General features: G+C 57.3%; 13 protein-coding genes and 2 tRNA genes. All 15 read right to left on the minus strand.

What is annotated here, in order from left to right:
* Positions 1 to 49: 49 nt before the first annotated feature.
* The 15 genes from BUB69_RS25205 to ftsH all read right to left on the minus strand — a co-directional run bounded on the left by BUB69_RS25205 (position 50) and on the right by ftsH (position 15,223).
* Complete coding sequence (locus BUB69_RS25205; protein ID WP_073172207.1) at positions 50 to 403, minus strand: BON domain-containing protein; 354 nt, start codon at positions 401 to 403, stop codon at positions 50 to 52.
* Positions 404 to 691: 288 nt separating this feature from the next.
* Positions 692 to 2,797, minus strand: a complete 2,106-nt coding sequence (gene pnp, locus BUB69_RS25210; protein ID WP_073172210.1) for a polyribonucleotide nucleotidyltransferase — start codon at positions 2,795 to 2,797, stop codon at positions 692 to 694.
* 175 nt (positions 2,798 to 2,972) lie between these two features.
* Entirely contained in the window at positions 2,973 to 3,242 is a 270-nt protein-coding gene (rpsO, locus tag BUB69_RS25220; RefSeq protein WP_024684882.1) for a 30S ribosomal protein S15, read from the minus strand.
* Between the two features lie 159 nt (positions 3,243 to 3,401).
* Positions 3,402 to 4,319, minus strand: coding sequence for a tRNA pseudouridine(55) synthase TruB (truB, locus tag BUB69_RS25225; protein WP_073172216.1), 918 nt, complete (start codon positions 4,317 to 4,319; stop codon positions 3,402 to 3,404).
* A 3-nt stretch (positions 4,320 to 4,322) separates the two neighbouring features.
* The gene (rbfA, locus tag BUB69_RS25230) at positions 4,323 to 4,739 is read right to left on the minus strand and encodes a 30S ribosome-binding factor RbfA (RefSeq protein ID WP_073172219.1); all 417 of its coding nucleotides are present in this window, start codon (positions 4,737 to 4,739) and stop codon (positions 4,323 to 4,325) included.
* Between the two features lie 159 nt (positions 4,740 to 4,898).
* Positions 4,899 to 7,430: a translation initiation factor IF-2 gene (gene infB / locus BUB69_RS25235; protein ID WP_073172223.1), complete on the minus strand. Its 2,532-nt coding sequence runs from the start codon at positions 7,428 to 7,430 to the stop codon at positions 4,899 to 4,901.
* Between the two features lie 27 nt (positions 7,431 to 7,457).
* Positions 7,458 to 8,939 carry a transcription termination factor NusA gene (nusA, locus tag BUB69_RS25240; RefSeq protein WP_024684878.1) on the minus strand — a complete coding sequence of 494 codons (1,482 nt, stop codon included), beginning with the start codon at positions 8,937 to 8,939 and terminating at the stop codon, positions 7,458 to 7,460.
* Between the two features lie 59 nt (positions 8,940 to 8,998).
* Positions 8,999 to 9,457 carry a ribosome maturation factor RimP gene (rimP, locus tag BUB69_RS25245; RefSeq protein ID WP_024684877.1) on the minus strand — a complete coding sequence of 153 codons (459 nt, stop codon included), beginning with the start codon at positions 9,455 to 9,457 and terminating at the stop codon, positions 8,999 to 9,001.
* A gap of 130 nt (positions 9,458 to 9,587) precedes the next feature.
* A tRNA-Met gene (locus BUB69_RS25250) sits at positions 9,588 to 9,664 on the minus strand.
* 96 nt (positions 9,665 to 9,760) lie between these two features.
* Positions 9,761 to 9,846, minus strand: a tRNA-Leu gene (locus tag BUB69_RS25255).
* Positions 9,847 to 9,891: 45 nt separating this feature from the next.
* On the minus strand, positions 9,892 to 10,272 hold the full coding sequence (secG, locus tag BUB69_RS25260) for a preprotein translocase subunit SecG (protein ID WP_004879981.1): 381 nt from the start codon (positions 10,270 to 10,272) through the stop codon (positions 9,892 to 9,894).
* 4 nt (positions 10,273 to 10,276) lie between these two features.
* Entirely contained in the window at positions 10,277 to 11,032 is a 756-nt protein-coding gene (gene tpiA, locus BUB69_RS25265) for a triose-phosphate isomerase (RefSeq protein ID WP_073172229.1), read from the minus strand.
* Between the two features lie 66 nt (positions 11,033 to 11,098).
* Complete coding sequence (gene glmM / locus BUB69_RS25270) at positions 11,099 to 12,442, minus strand: phosphoglucosamine mutase (RefSeq protein WP_073172232.1); 1,344 nt, start codon at positions 12,440 to 12,442, stop codon at positions 11,099 to 11,101.
* Positions 12,443 to 12,458: 16 nt separating this feature from the next.
* Entirely contained in the window at positions 12,459 to 13,310 is an 852-nt protein-coding gene (gene folP, locus BUB69_RS25275; RefSeq protein ID WP_073172235.1) for a dihydropteroate synthase, read from the minus strand.
* 8 nt (positions 13,311 to 13,318) lie between these two features.
* Positions 13,319 to 15,223, minus strand: coding sequence for an ATP-dependent zinc metalloprotease FtsH (ftsH, locus tag BUB69_RS25280; protein WP_073172237.1), 1,905 nt, complete (start codon positions 15,221 to 15,223; stop codon positions 13,319 to 13,321).
* Between the last annotated feature and the right edge of the window lie 161 nt (positions 15,224 to 15,384).

Here is a 15,384-nt window from a genome sequence, read left to right on the forward strand (position 1 = left end):
TGAACTTTCCATCGGTCAGATGACTGGGATGCTCATGGGCGAAATCCTGTTACTCGGCTTTCAGGCCAGCGGCCGAAACGTCACGAACGCCTTTGATTTTCTTGGTGATATCAACAGCCATTTTCTTTTGGCTCTCGGTCACAGCAACTGTCGAGGACAGGGAAACCACACCTTTGTTGGTCTCAACCTTGATGTCCGAACCCGGGATGCCTTTCTCGGTCAGCAGATCTGCTTTGACCTTGGTGGTGATCCAGGTATCAGAAGTGTCTTCTTTCACTTCTTGAGTGGTGGTGTTAGCTGCCAGAACCATTGGGGCTTGAACAGCGGTCTGGGCGAATGCAGCGCCAGCCATGGTCAGAGTCAGGGTAGTAGCGGTAGCAGCAGCGATAACGAACTTCTTCATACGATAACTCCTGTTTTTCTCGAAATCTGCGCCAGCATCGTGGCTGCAGGGTTATCAGGTATATCGCAAGCGCTGTGCCAATCTCTACTCAAACAAAAAAACCAATAAAATCAAAAGGTTATAAATATTCTATTTTCTCGGAATCGTGCAGATTGCCCGCTTGAGCGTGATAACACATGCAAGATGCATGTTTATGCCGTGCACTCTGCAGGGCCTCGCCTAACCCATTAATTGCGCTCATAAAAAAAGGACCCCGAAGGGTCCTTTTTCATGCAGCTAGCGGATCAATCAGACACCGGATGCTTTCGCAGCGGCTACGTCCTTGATCGACAGCTTGATACGGCCACGGTTGTCGACGTCCAGTACCAGCACTTCAACTTCCTGACCTTCTTTCAGAATGTCAGTCACTTTCTCGACACGAGCGTCGCTCAGCATGGAGATGTGAACCAGACCGTCCTTGCCAGGCAGAATGTTGACGAATGCGCCGAAATCGACGATGCGCTCAACCTTGCCGACATAGATCTTGCCGATTTCCGCTTCTGCAGTGATGCCCAGAACGCGCTGGCGAGCTGCCTCTGCCGCTTCCTTGGTTTCGCCGAAGATCTTGATCGAGCCGTCGTCTTCGATGTCGATCGAAGCCTTGGTCTCTTCACAGATGGCACGGATGGTCGCGCCGCCTTTACCGATAACGTCACGGATCTTGTCGGTGTCGATCTTCATCGCGATCATGGTCGGAGCGTTGGCCGACAGCTCGTTACGCGACTGACCGATGATCTGGTTCATCTGACCGAGGATGTTCAGGCGAGCTTCCAGGGCCTGCCCAAGAGCGATCTCCATGATTTCTTCGGTGATGCCCTTGATCTTGATGTCCATCTGCAGCGCGGTCACACCTTTCGAGGTACCGGCTACCTTGAAGTCCATGTCGCCCAGGTGGTCTTCATCACCCAGGATGTCGGTCAGAATGGCAAACTTCTCGCCTTCCTTGACCAGACCCATGGCGATACCGGCAACCGGCGCCTTCATCGGCACACCTGCGTCCATCAGTGCCAAGGATGCACCGCAGACCGAAGCCATGGAGCTGGAACCGTTGGACTCGGTGATTTCCGATACAACGCGGATGGTGTACGGGAAAACGTCAGCGCCCGGCAGCATGGCCTGTACGCTGCGACGCGCCAGACGACCGTGACCGATTTCACGACGACCCGCGCCGCCCATGCGACCACACTCGCCCACCGAGAACGGAGGGAAGTTGTAGTGCAGCATGAAGGGGTCTTTCTTCTCGCCTTCAAGGGTGTCGAGCAGCTGTGCATCACGTGCAGTACCCAGTGTGGCAACGACCAGCGCCTGGGTTTCGCCACGGGTGAACAGAGCCGAACCGTGAGTTTTCGGCAGAACACCGACTTCGATGTTCAGAGGACGAACGGTACGGGTGTCACGACCATCGATACGCGGCTTGCCGTTGACGATGTTTTCGCGAACGGTGCGGTATTCGATTTCACCGAAAGCGGCTTTGACTTCGCTGGCAGACGGGCTGCCTTCTTCGACGGCCAGCTTGGCAACGATCTGCTCACGCAGCTCGCCCAGACGCGCGTAACGGTCGGCCTTGATGGTAATGGTGTAAGCCTGGGAGATCGCTTCGCCGAACTCGGCACGGATCGCGCCCAGTAGCTCAGTGGCTTCAGGCTTTGGCTGCCAGGTCCAGGTTGGCTTGGCGGCTTCGGCAGCCAGCTCCTTGACGGCGTTGATCACGACCTGGAACTCGTCGTGGGCGAACAGCACAGCGCCCAGCATCTGGTCTTCGGTCAGTTCCTTGGCTTCCGATTCAACCATCAGAACGGCTTCGGAAGTACCGGCTACAACCATGTCCAGGCTCGACGCCTGAAGCTGCTCGTAAGTCGGGTTCAGCAGGTAGCCGGTGCTTTCATGGAAAGCAACGCGCGCAGCACCGACCGGACCGTCGAACGGAATACCGGAGATGGCCAGGGCAGCCGACGTACCGATCATCGCAGCGATGTCCGGATCGGTTTTCTTGCTGGTGGAAACGACGGTGCAGACAACCTGCACTTCGTTCATGAAGCCTTCAGGGAACAGTGGGCGGATCGGGCGATCGATCAGACGCGAGGTGAGGGTTTCTTTCTCGGAAGGACGGCCTTCACGCTTGAAGAAACCACCAGGAATTTTGCCGGCAGCGTAGGTCTTTTCCTGATAGTGCACAGACAGGGGGAAGAAGCCTTTGCTGGCGTCGGCTTGCTTGGCGCCGACGACAGTCACCAACACGCTGACGTCATCGTCAACGGTGACCAATACTGCGCCGGAGGCCTGACGGGCGATACGGCCTGTCTCGAGGGTTACGGTCGATTGACCGAACTGAAACTTCTTGATTACCGGGTTCACGGTTTCCTACCTTTCTTTGTGGCTCTTGGGGAACTGGTTTCTTGCGAATTCTTGGGCAGCGTGGGGAATCGGCCCCTTCCACAGCCCAGATAAAACTTGAGGCTGGGAGCCTGCCCGAACCGCCGGGTAAACCCGACGATTCGCGACAGACAACCAACCTCTAGCAACGTCGTTATTAGCGACGCAGACCCAGACGACCGATCAGGGTGCTGTAACGGCTAACGTCCTTACCTTTCAGGTAATCCAGCAGCTTGCGACGCTGGTTTACCATACGGATCAGACCACGACGCGAGTGGTGGTCCTTACCGTTGGCCTTGAAGTGGCCTTGCAGTTTGTTGATGTTGGCGGTCAGCAGTGCAACTTGCACTTCTGGCGAACCAGTGTCACCAACAGCTTGCTGGTAGTCGGTTACGATCTGAGCTTTTTCTTCAACGCTGAGTGCCATGTGGGCAATCCTTATCTTCAAGGGAACGCTTCAAAAGAAACGTTTCCAACAGGCCGAGGACAAATCCTCGTATTAAAAAATGAGGCATGACCGTGCCTGTTGACAGCCATCCTCGTTCCACCTCACCTGCAGGCTGGCCTGCGGATGAACTGGTTCCGGTCACTCTGACCGAATCAAGCGACGCGGCGCAATACGCCCGTCCTCACTGACTTCACCGATACCGATGAAGCGACCTTCATGATCCTGCACCCGCACCATGCCGAACTTCGGCGCGTCCGGTGCTCTGACTGGCTGACCATGCAACCAGTAGAACGAACTGTGCTCCGAAAACTTCAGGAGCGGCCAGTCCAGCAACCCGCTGTCCGATGGCATGAGGAAACGGTCAACTGCCTCATTGCCGCCGTCGGCGTGTACTTGCTCCAGCTCTTCCAGCGTGACTGTCTGGGCCAGGCTGAACGGTCCGGCCTGTGTACGGCGCAGTTCTGCGACGTAAGCACCACAACCGAGCTGCTCACCGATATCCTCGACCAGGGTCCGGATATAGGTGCCTTTGCTGCAATCGACCGACAAACGTGCCGTCTCGCCCTCGCAGGCAAGCAATTCCAAGCGCGCAATAGTAACAGAACGAGGCTCGCGCTCCACTACTTCCCCTGCACGTGCCAGCTTGTAAAGAGGCTGCCCGTCACGCTTGAGGGCCGAGTACATCGGCGGTATCTGGCTGATTTGTCCACGAAAAGCGGGCAATGCGGCTTCGATATCGTCACGACCAACGGTCACCGGGCGCGTCAGCAAAACCTCGCCTTCGGAGTCCGCCGTGGTGGTGGTCTTGCCGAGTTGCATCAGGGTTTCGTAGGACTTGTCCGAATCGAGCAGGTACTGCGAGAACTTGGTGGCCTCACCAAAGCACAACGGCAATACGCCGGTTGCCAGAGGATCAAGGCTGCCCGTGTGACCTGCCTTCTCTGCGTTGAGCAGCCAGCGGACCTTTTGCAAGGCCGCGTTGGAGGTGAAACCCAGCGGCTTGTCGAGCAGGATGATACCGCTGACGTTGCGCCGTATACGCTTGACCTGAGCCACCCTTTACTCCTCGGTACTTTCAGGCTTGACGCCTTGTGGCGCAGAACCTTCCTTGTGCTGCCCGTCTTCGGCGACTGCCCGCTCGATCAATGCCGAGAGATGAGCACCACGCACGACGCTTTCGTCGTAGTGGAAGTGCAACTGCGGCACGCTGCGCAGCTTCATCTCGCGCGCCAGCTGCATGCGCAGGAAACCTGCGGCCGCGTTGAGCACCTTGATGCTCTGCGCGATGTCTTCAGCGCTGTCCTGACCCATGACGGTCATGAAAATCTTGGCATGACCGACATCGCGGCTGACGTCGACTGCAGTGATGGTGACCAGACCCACGCGAGGGTCCTTGATTTCACGTCGGATCAGCTGCGCCAGCTCACGCTGCATCTGATCGCCAATACGTTGGGTGCGGCTATATTCTTTTGCCATGCTTGTTACCTGTTACTGATCAGGGACCAAACCCTGACAGTCTGAAAGCGGCAAACGCCCGGCCTGACAAAAGCCAGACCGGGCGTTGCGTTGAGAGCCCATGATGAAGACCGCGGCATTTGCATGCGATGTTTCACCATGGCTCCTGAAGCTCGCGATTTAGAGGCTGCGAGCCACTTGGACCTTCTCGAAGACTTCGATCTTGTCACCGACCTTGACGTCGTTGTAGCTCTTGACGCCGATACCGCATTCCATGCCGGCACGCACTTCGGCAGCGTCGTCCTTGAAGCGGCGCAGGGATTCCAGCTCGCCTTCAAAGATAACGATGTCTTCGCGCAGTACACGGATTGGACGGTTACGGTGCACAACGCCTTCCAGAACCATACAACCTGCGATCGCGCCGAATTTCGGCGAACGGAACACATCGCGGACTTCGGCGATACCCAGGATATTTTCCCGGACGTCGCTGCCAAGCATGCCGGTGAGGGCCTTCTTGACGTCTTCGATGATGTCGTAGATCACGTTGTAGTAACGCATATCCAGGCCTTCCTGCTCGACGATCTTGCGAGCACCAGCATCGGCACGCACGTTGAAACCGAACAGTACAGCGTTGGAGGCCAGTGCCAGGTTGGCGTCGCTCTCGGTGATACCACCGACACCGCCACCGACTACGCGCACTTGCACTTCATCGTTACCCAGGCCGCCGAGGGCGCCCTGCAATGCTTCCAGAGAACCACGGACATCGGATTTGAGGACGATGTTAAGCGTCTTCTTCTCTTCCTGACCCATGTTCTCGAAGATGTTTTCGAGCTTGCCGGCATGAGCGCGAGCCAGTTTGACTTCGCGGAACTTGCCTTGGCGAAACAGAGCGACTTCACGGGCTTTCTTCTCGTCAGCCAGTACAGACATCTCGTCGCCAGCGTCCGGCGTGCCATCAAGACCCAGGATTTCGACCGGAATCGAAGGACCTGCTTCTTTGACCGGCTTGCCGTTCTCGTCGAGCATGGCGCGGATGCGGCCGAAGTTCGAGCCGACCAGCACCATGTCGCCCTGACGCAGCGTACCGTCCTGAACCAGAACCGTCGCAACAGGGCCACGGCCCTTGTCCAGACGGGACTCGACAACCACACCACGACCAGGAGCCGATGGGGTTGCTTTGAGTTCCAGAACTTCGGCTTGCAACAGGACAGCTTCGAGCAGTTCGTCGACGCCGGTACCCATTTTCGCGGAAACCGATACGAACGGCGTATCACCGCCCCACTCTTCGGATGTCACGCCGTGAACCGACAACTCGCTGCGGATGCGATCGAGATCAGCGCCCGGCTTGTCAATCTTGTTCACTGCAACCACCAGAGGCACGCCAGCAGCAACAGCATGCTGAACCGCTTCAATGGTCTGTGGCATCACGCCGTCGTCTGCCGCAACCACCAGGATCACGATGTCGGTCGCCTTGGCACCACGGGCACGCATTGCGGTAAACGCGGCGTGACCCGGGGTGTCGAGGAAGGTGACCATGCCGCGCTCGGTTTCTACGTGGTACGCACCGATGTGCTGGGTGATACCACCGGCTTCGCCAGCAGCTACCTTGGCACGACGGATGTAGTCGAGCAGGGAAGTCTTACCGTGGTCAACGTGGCCCATTACGGTCACGACAGGTGCACGGGAGAACGTCTCACCTTCGAACTTCAACGATTCAGCCAGGGAATCTTCCAGGGCATTGTCGCTGACCAGCGTGACCTTGTGGCCCAGCTCTTCGGCGATCAACTGGGCAGTTTCCTGATCCAGTACCTGGTTGATGGTCACCGGGGTGCCCATCTTGAACATGAACTTGATGACTTCAGCTGCCTTGACCGACATCTGCGCAGACAACTCGCCGACAGTGATGGTCTCGCCGATGGCAACGTCACGAACCACAGGACCGGTAGGGCTCTGGAAACCGTGTGCATTGCGCTTCTTCAGCTTGGACTTGCCACGACCGCCACGACGGAAACCATCGCTTTCTTCATCGGTGGTGCGAGGGGCAACGCGTGGAGCCGGCGCCTTCTCTTTGACCGAAGCACGATGAGGCGCGTTTTTACGCTCGCCGTCGCCACCACCGCTGCGACGATTGTTATCGTCGGCGCGCGGTTTGTCCGGACGGCGCTGTTCGTTCTGCTTGTTGCGAACGTCAGCAGACGGTGCTGGAGCAGCAGCCGCAACCGGGGCGCTTTCACGCACTGGCTCGGCTACCGCAGCAGGCGCTGCGACAGCGTCGTTAGTCGTGGCTTGTGCAGCAGCAGGCTGGCGAGGCGCTTCTTCTTCGGCGCGACGCTTGGCTTCTTCTTCAGCCTTTTGACGAGCGGCATTTTCTACCGCACGGCGCTCATCCATCTCGCGCTTGCGCTCGGCTTCGATTTCTTCCGGGCTACGCTGCACGAAGACTTTCTTCTTGCGCACTTCAACGCTGATGCTCTTGCTGCCAGCAACGCGCAGGGTGCTGGTGGTCTTGCGCTGCAAAGTGATCTTGCGCGGCTCTTCCACCTTGGCCTTGTGACCGCTTTTCAAATGCGTCAACAGGGCTTGTTTCTCGTTATCGGTCACAACTTGCTCGGCGGCGGTGTGCGGCAGACCTGCCTCACGCATCTGCTGTAACAGGCGCTCTACCGGTGTGTCGACCACTTTGGCCAGTTCTTTCACCGTGACTTGCGTCATGCACTTCTCTCCTCAGGCCGCGCCTACTTACTCGAACCAATGGGCTCGGGCGGCCATGATCAACTTGCCGGCACGATCATCGTCAATGCCGTCGATGTCGAGCAGGTCATCTATAGACTGCTCGGCCAGGTCTTCGCGGGTAACTACGCCGCGCACCGCCAGTTCCATCGCCAAATCCTTGTCCATACCCTCAAGCGAGAGCAGGTCTTCGGCCGGATGGGCGTCTGCCAGCTTTTCCTCAGTAGCGATGGCTTTAGTCAACAAACGATCCTTGGCACGAGCGCGAAGCTCGTTGACGATGTCCTCGTCAAAGCCGTCGATGTTGAGCATTTCTTCCAACGGTACGTAGGCAATCTCTTCCAGGCTGGTGAAGCCTTCATCAACCAGAACCTGTGCCAGTTCTTCATCGACTTCCAGCTCGTCGATGAAATTGCGCAGGATGTCGCCGGTTTCAGCTTGCTGCTTGGCCTGGATGTCCGATTCGGTCATTACGTTCAGGGTCCAGCCAGTCAGCTGACTTGCCAGACGCACGTTCTGACCGCCACGACCAATCGCCTGGGCCAGGTTGTCCGCGCCAACCGCGATATCCATTGCATGCGCATCTTCATCTACGATGATTGCCGCTACTTCTGCAGGGGACATTGCATTGATCACGAACTGTGCCGGGTTATCGTCCCAAAGCACGATATCCACACGCTCGCCACCCAGCTCGCCGGAAACAGCCTGAACTCGCGAACCACGCATGCCGATGCAGGCGCCTTGCGGGTCGATTCGTTTGTCCTTGGAGCGAACAGCGATTTTTGCACGCGAACCCGGGTCACGGGAGGCAGCCATCACCTCGATCAGACCTTCGGCAATTTCCGGTACTTCGATACGGAAAAGCTCGATCAGCATCTCTGGCGCAGTACGCGACAAGATCAGCTGAGGGCCACGGTTTTCGGTGCGAATTTCCTTGAGCAGCGCCCGAACGCGAACACCCACCCGGAAAGTCTCCCGGGAAATGATGTCTTCACGAGCCAGCAGTGCTTCGGCATTGTTACCAAGGTCAACGATGACATTGTCACGTGTAACCTTTTTAACAGTACCGGAAATGATTTCGCCCAGACGCTCACGGTAGGCATCGACAACCTGAGCGCGCTCAGCTTCACGAACCTTCTGCACAATGACTTGCTTGGCGGTCTGTGCGGCAATACGGCCGAACTCGATGGAGTCGATTTTTTCTTCGATCAGATCGCCTGCAACGGCACCCGGCTTTTTGGCCTGGGCCTGATCAACGGCCAACTCGTAAGCCGGATCGTCCAGATCTTCGTCTTCGACCACTGTCCAGCGACGGAAAGTTTCGTAGTTACCCGTGTGACGGTTGATTTCCACACGCAGTTCAACTTCATCTTCAAAACGTTTCTTGGTAGCAGTGGCAAGAGCCAGCTCCAGCGCTTCAAAAATTACACCTGCCGGAACGCCCTTTTCATTGGACACCGACTCAACAACCAGCAGTACTTCTTTGCTCATCGTACGCCTCGCCTTTCGCAAGCCATTGGATCCGCGGGATCCGCAGTATCTGGCACGTCTCAGTCAAACGTGGGAATAATGTTGGCCTTGTCGATCAAGTCGATCGGCAACAGGAATTCATGGTCTTCTACCTGCACCACGACATCCTGCTCCTCCACCCCGCGGAGAAGGCCTTGAAAGTTGCGTCGGCCTTCAAAGGGCGAGCGCAGCTTTATTTTCACTTGTTCCCCAGCGTGCAAGGCAAACTGTTCAAGAGTGAACAGTGGGCGGTCCATGCCGGGAGAAGACACCTCAAGCGTGTATTCGGCAGCGATTGGATCTTCTACGTCCAACACACCACTGATCTGGCGACTGACGATTTCGCAGTCCTCCACCAGAACACCACCTTCCTTGTCGATATAAATGCGCAGCAGTGAATGTCGGCCCTGGGAAAGAAACTCTATTCCCCAGCATTGATAGCCAAGAGCCTCGACCACCGGGGCCAACAAGGCCTGCAACTGTTCTAGCTTGCTCGACACCTGAACCCCCTCGTGCATGCTTTAAAAATAAAAAAATGGGCAAAAGCCCATCCATGAGAACGCCGCTGAACATCGACGTCATGTACTGTCCAGCTAACAAAAAGCCCCTGAAAAGGGGCTCCGCTAAAACTGGTTGCGGGGGCTGGATTTGAACCAACGACCTTCGGGTTATGAGCCCGACGAGCTACCAAGCTGCTCCACCCCGCGACAAAGCTGGGGCGGAAGTATACGACCGATCCATCTATGGGTCAATCGAACATCCACCTACAAGAAAGCCCGCTAGTGCGGGCCTTCTTGTTAATTTGGTACCGAGAAGGGGACTCGAACCCCTACACCCTACGGGCACAACCACCTCAAGGTTGCGTGTCTACCAATTCCACCACCTCGGCATTACAACTCTTTTTGGCGACCTCATTAACATCGCCTGAATTCTTTTACTTCTGCTCTGGAGCTTGAGGTACGTCAGCTGGAACAACCGCTGGCTTTTGCCCTTCGAGCACCGGAACATCATCTGCTGCCGGCTTTTGCTTGACTTCCAGTACCGCTGGATCTGGCAACCCTACCTGAGTCAGCTGTTGAGCTTTCTCTTTAGCAAAGTAACCTAACCCCAAGCTGGTTATGAAGAAACAGGCGGCAAGTATAGCAGTAAACTTACTAAGAAAGGTAGAGGTTCCTTGCCCTCCGAAGACAGTATTTGATGCACCGGCTCCGAAAGACGCACCTGCGTCCGCACCTTTACCCTGCTGCAGCAATACCAGGGCAACAACGCCCAAAGCGCCCAACAGATGAAAAACGACTACGACTGTTTCCAGCATTTTTTCAGTTTCCCGCGGCGCGACAGATCGCACCGAACTCATCTGCATTCAGGGAGGCACCACCAATGAGCCCCCCATCGATATCCGGCATGCTGAATAGTTCGACCGCATTGGCCGACTTCACGCTGCCGCCATAAAGAAGACGCACGCCTTGTGCGACTTCAGCATTCTGTTTCGCCAGTTGCGCACGAATGGCTGCGTGCACTTCCTGCGCCTCTTGAGGCGAAGCGGTCAACCCGGTGCCGATGGCCCAGACTGGCTCGTAAGCGATTACTGCGTTGAAAAACACATCAACGCCCAACTCGGCGATGACGCTATCGAGCTGCTGCCCGACGACTTCGAGAGTCCGACCAGCCTGACGCTCTTCAAGGGTCTCGCCAATGCAGAGCACCGGCGTCAAACCACTTTTCTGAATAGCGGCAAACTTGCTGTTCAGAACATCATCACGCTCGCCAATCAACTGACGACGCTCGGAGTGCCCAACCAACACCAGCTTGCAACCCGCATCAGCCAGCTGACTGGAAGCGATTTCGCCTGTCAGCGCGCCCTGCTCAGCCTGTGTCGCCGCATCCTGAGCACCGACGATGATCGAAGTGGCTTCAAGCCCCTTGACCGCCTGCTCGATGAACAGAGTCGACGGCATTACAGCAACATCGACATTACCCGGCATCGATTGCAGGGCAAGACCCTTGATCAGCTCAGCGACGCTGGCGCGGGTACCGTGCATTTTCCAGTTACCAGCTACCATTGGGCGACGCATGCTACACCTCGTGGGTCAAAGTGGGCGCAGATGTTACCCAACAGTTCAGGCACTGGCAAGCCGAAATCAGGCGCAAACGTCAGCAACGAGTTTCGCGAGCTCTTCTGCGTAGGCCTTGACCTGCGCTTCGTCTTCGCCTTCGACCATCACACGCACCAACGGCTCAGTCCCGGACTTGCGCAAAAGAACCCGACCACGACCCGACATCTGCTCGGTAACCCGCGCACAGGCCTCTTGCACCGAAGGGTGTGAAACAGGGTCGACACCCTCACCACCGAACCGCACATTGATCAGTACCTGCGGGCATTTACGCAATCTCAGGCGCGCCTCTGCCAGACTGATGCCGCTGCGACGCAACGCCAGGATCACCTGCAGCGCCGCAATGATGGCATCGCCGGTGGTGGCGTGCTGGAAGCACACGATGTGCCCGGAGTTCTCACCGCCAATCTGCCAGTTGCGTTCAAGCAGCTCGGCAATGACGTAACGATCGCCGACATTGGCGCGCACGAACGGAATGTTCTGCTCGGCCAGCGCCAGCTCAAGTCCCAGGTTACTCATCAGCGTTCCAACCACACCGCCCTGCAAGCGACCTCGCTCATGCAGGTCACGCGCGATGATGTAGAGCAACTCGTCACCATCGACGATGGTGCCCGTGTGATCGACCATCAGGACGCGATCGCCATCACCATCGAAACCGATACCCATGTCGGCCTTCTCGGCCAGCACGGCAGCCTGCAGGGCCTCCATGTGGGTAGAGCCGCAGTTCTTGTTGATGTTGAGCCCGTCTGGCTGCGCGGAAAGCACAACAACCTGCGCGCCCAGCTCACGAAAGACGTTGGGCGCGACCTTGTAAGTAGCGCCATGCGCGCAGTCGATGACCACCTTGAGCCCGGCGAAGTCGGTACTGGTCGGCACGCTGCTTTTGCAGAATTCGATATAACGACCGGCTGCGTCGTTGATACGCGAGACCTTACCCAGGTTTTCAGACTCGGCAACGGTCATCGGCGCATCGAGCAATTCTTCGATCATCATCTCGATTTCGTCAGGCAGCTTCGTGCCCTGACCGGAAAAGAACTTGATACCGTTATCGTAATGCGGGTTGTGCGACGCGCTGATCACGATGCCCGCTTCGGCGTGAAAGGTTCGCGTCAGGTAGGCAATGGCAGGCGTGGGCATCGGACCCAGCAGCATCACGTCAGCGCCGGCAGCCGACAATCCGGCCTCGAGGGCAGACTCGAACATATAGCCGGAGATACGCGTGTCCTTGCCGACAAGAATCCGGCAGGTGCCCAGCTTACGGAAGGCCATGCCTGCCGCCCAACCCAGCTTGAGCATGAAGTCAGGCGTGATAGGGAACTGCCCCACGCGACCGCGAATGCCGTCGGTTCCGAAATATTTTCTGGTACTCATGGATGCCCCACTGTTGTTATTCAGCTGCTTCGACAGCTGCAATCATGCGCACCACGTCCACCGTTTCGGCGACATCGTGCACACGCAAAATTCTTGCACCTTTGGTCATGGCCAGTGCAGCCAGCGCCAGACCACCATACAAACGCTCATCCACCGGGCGACCCAGCACAGCACCAATCATGCTCTTGCGCGACACACCGACAAGCAGCGGGCGACCAAGGGCATGCAGGGCTTCCATGTGCCTGAACAGACTCAGGTTGTGGTCGAGGGTTTTCGCAAAACCAAACCCGGGATCAAGAATGATCCGGCTGCGGTCGATGCCGACGGCTTCGCATCGCTCAATTCGCTCCACAAGAAAAGCACCGACCTCACCGACGAGGTCTTCATAGCGTGGATTATCCTGCATATCGCCAGGCTCACCCAGCATATGCATCAGGCATACGGGCAAGCCCGTTGCGGCAGCCGCCTCCAGCGCTCCGGGTCGCCGCAGAGAGCGGACATCATTGATCAGACCCGCCCCCAGCCTGGCAGATTCGAGCATGACGCCTGGCGTAGACGTATCGACCGAGATGATCACGTCCAGCTCGCGAGCGATAAGCTCCACCAGCGGCGCGACGCGCTCCACCTCTTCAGCGGGTGAGACCGGACGAGCCCCCGGACGCGTTGACTCCCCGCCGATATCGATCAGCGTGGCGCCCGCAGCGACCATGGACTGGGCATGACGCAACGCAGCATCGAGCTGACTGTAGCGACCACCATCAGAGAACGAGTCGGGGGTAGCGTTGAGGATGCCCATCACGTGCGTATGGGCCAAATCAAGAACCCGGTTGCCGCAAGGCAACCGGGTCGGGTACAGCGCAGAAGTCATGTCAGGCCTTAGTGTTCAGCAGCAGGGCCGCCGATCGGCGCTTCCGGGCGAGGGTCTGGAGTGATCGGCGTACCCTTGGTACCCGAACCGCCTTCCCAGTCGCGCGGCTCACGCGGTGGACGACCCGACATGATGTCATCGATCTGATCCGCATCGATGGTTTCATACTTCATCAGCGCGTCAGCCATGGCATCCAGCTTGTCACGGTTATCCGTCAGCAGCTGCTTCGCGGTCCCGTAGCAGAGATCGATGATACTGCGAACCTCGGAGTCGATCAGCTTGGCTGTCTCACCAGAGAAGTTGGAGTTCTGACTGCCGCCACGACCCAGGTAACCGGAATCTTCGTCCTCGGAGTACATCAGAGGACCCAGCTTTTCCGACAAACCCCATTTCGTCACCATGTTCCGCGCAAGCTGGCTGGCACGCATGATGTCGTTGGAAGCGCCCGTGGTGACACCGTCAAAACCCAGGGTCATTTCTTCTGCGATACGACCACCGTACAGCGAGCAGATCTGACTGATCAGCGCGCGCTTGGACAGACTGTAACGGTCCTCTTCCGGCAGGAACATGGTCACGCCGAGGGCACGGCCACGAGGAATGATCGAGACCTTGTAGACCGGGTCATGCTCAGGCACCAGACGACCAACGATAGCGTGACCCGCTTCGTGGTAGGCGGTGTTCTGTTTTTCCTTCTCGGACATGACCATGGATTTGCGCTCGGCACCCATCATGATCTTGTCCTTCGCCAGCTCGAACTCTTTCATCTCGACGATGCGCTTGCCTGAGCGAGCCGCAAACAACGATGCTTCGTTGACGAGGTTGGCCAGATCGGCACCGGAGAAACCAGGCGTACCGCGAGCGATAACACCAGGATTGACATCCTCACCCATCGGCACCTTGCGCATGTGAACCTTGAGAATCTGCTCACGACCGCGAATGTCCGGCAGACCTACCACGACCTGACGGTCGAAACGGCCTGGACGCAACAGCGCAGGGTCGAGTACATCAGGACGGTTGGTTGCAGCGATGACGATGATGCCGTCATTCATCTCGAAACCATCCATCTCGACCAGCAACTGGTTGAGGGTCTGCTCACGCTCGTCGTGACCACCCCCCATGCCAGCACCGCGATGACGACCGACTGCGTCGATTTCATCGATGAAGATGATGCACGGCGCGTGTTTTTTGGCCTGCTCGAACATGTCACGGACGCGGCTTGCACCAACACCCACGAACATTTCGACGAAGTCGGAACCGGAAATGGTGAAGAACGGTACTTTCGCCTCGCCTGCAATCGCCTTGGCGATCAGCGTCTTACCGGTACCCGGAGGACCGACCATCAACACGCCACGGGGAATGCGACCGCCCAGGCGCTGGAACTTGCCCGGATCGCGAAGGAACTCAACGAGTTCACCCACTTCTTCCTTGGCTTCGTCACAACCTGCGACGTCAGCCAGGGTGGTCTTCACCTGATCTTCGGATAACAGACGGGCCTTGCTCTTGCCAAAGCTCATCGGACCGCCTTTACCGCCGGCCCCACCTTGCATCTGGCGCATGAAGAACATGAAGACGGCGATAATCACCAGAATCGGGAAGCTGGCAACCAGCAACTGGGTCCAGATGCTCTGCTGTTCAGGCTGCTTGCCTTCGACGACCACGTGGTTGTCGACCAGATCACCGATCAGACCGTTGTCCTGGATGGCCGGACGAATAGTCTTGAAGGTGTCGCCATCGCTGCGTTTGCCAGTGATGACGTAACCGTCGACGGAAACCTTCTCAACCTTGCCATCCTTAACCTGCTGGATGAACTCGGAATAATTGAGGGTCTGCGGCTCGTTCGGGCTGGAGAAGTTGTTCATCACCGTCACCAGGACAGCCGCGATGATCAACCACAGGATCAAATTCTTTGCCATATCGTTCAATTAGCTACCCTCTGAAGCAAGCTCCACGCAGCAAGCGTGCCTCGCATGATATTCACCGGCCTAACTTACTACAGAACCTACAGATGTGGCAGGCGCCGTCTGTAACCCTTTGTGAAACTTTGACTACGCGATGGTCGAACATGCTGCATCGA

Source organism: Pseudomonas asturiensis, assembly GCF_900143095.1.
Taxonomy (GTDB): domain Bacteria; phylum Pseudomonadota; class Gammaproteobacteria; order Pseudomonadales; family Pseudomonadaceae; genus Aquipseudomonas; species Aquipseudomonas asturiensis.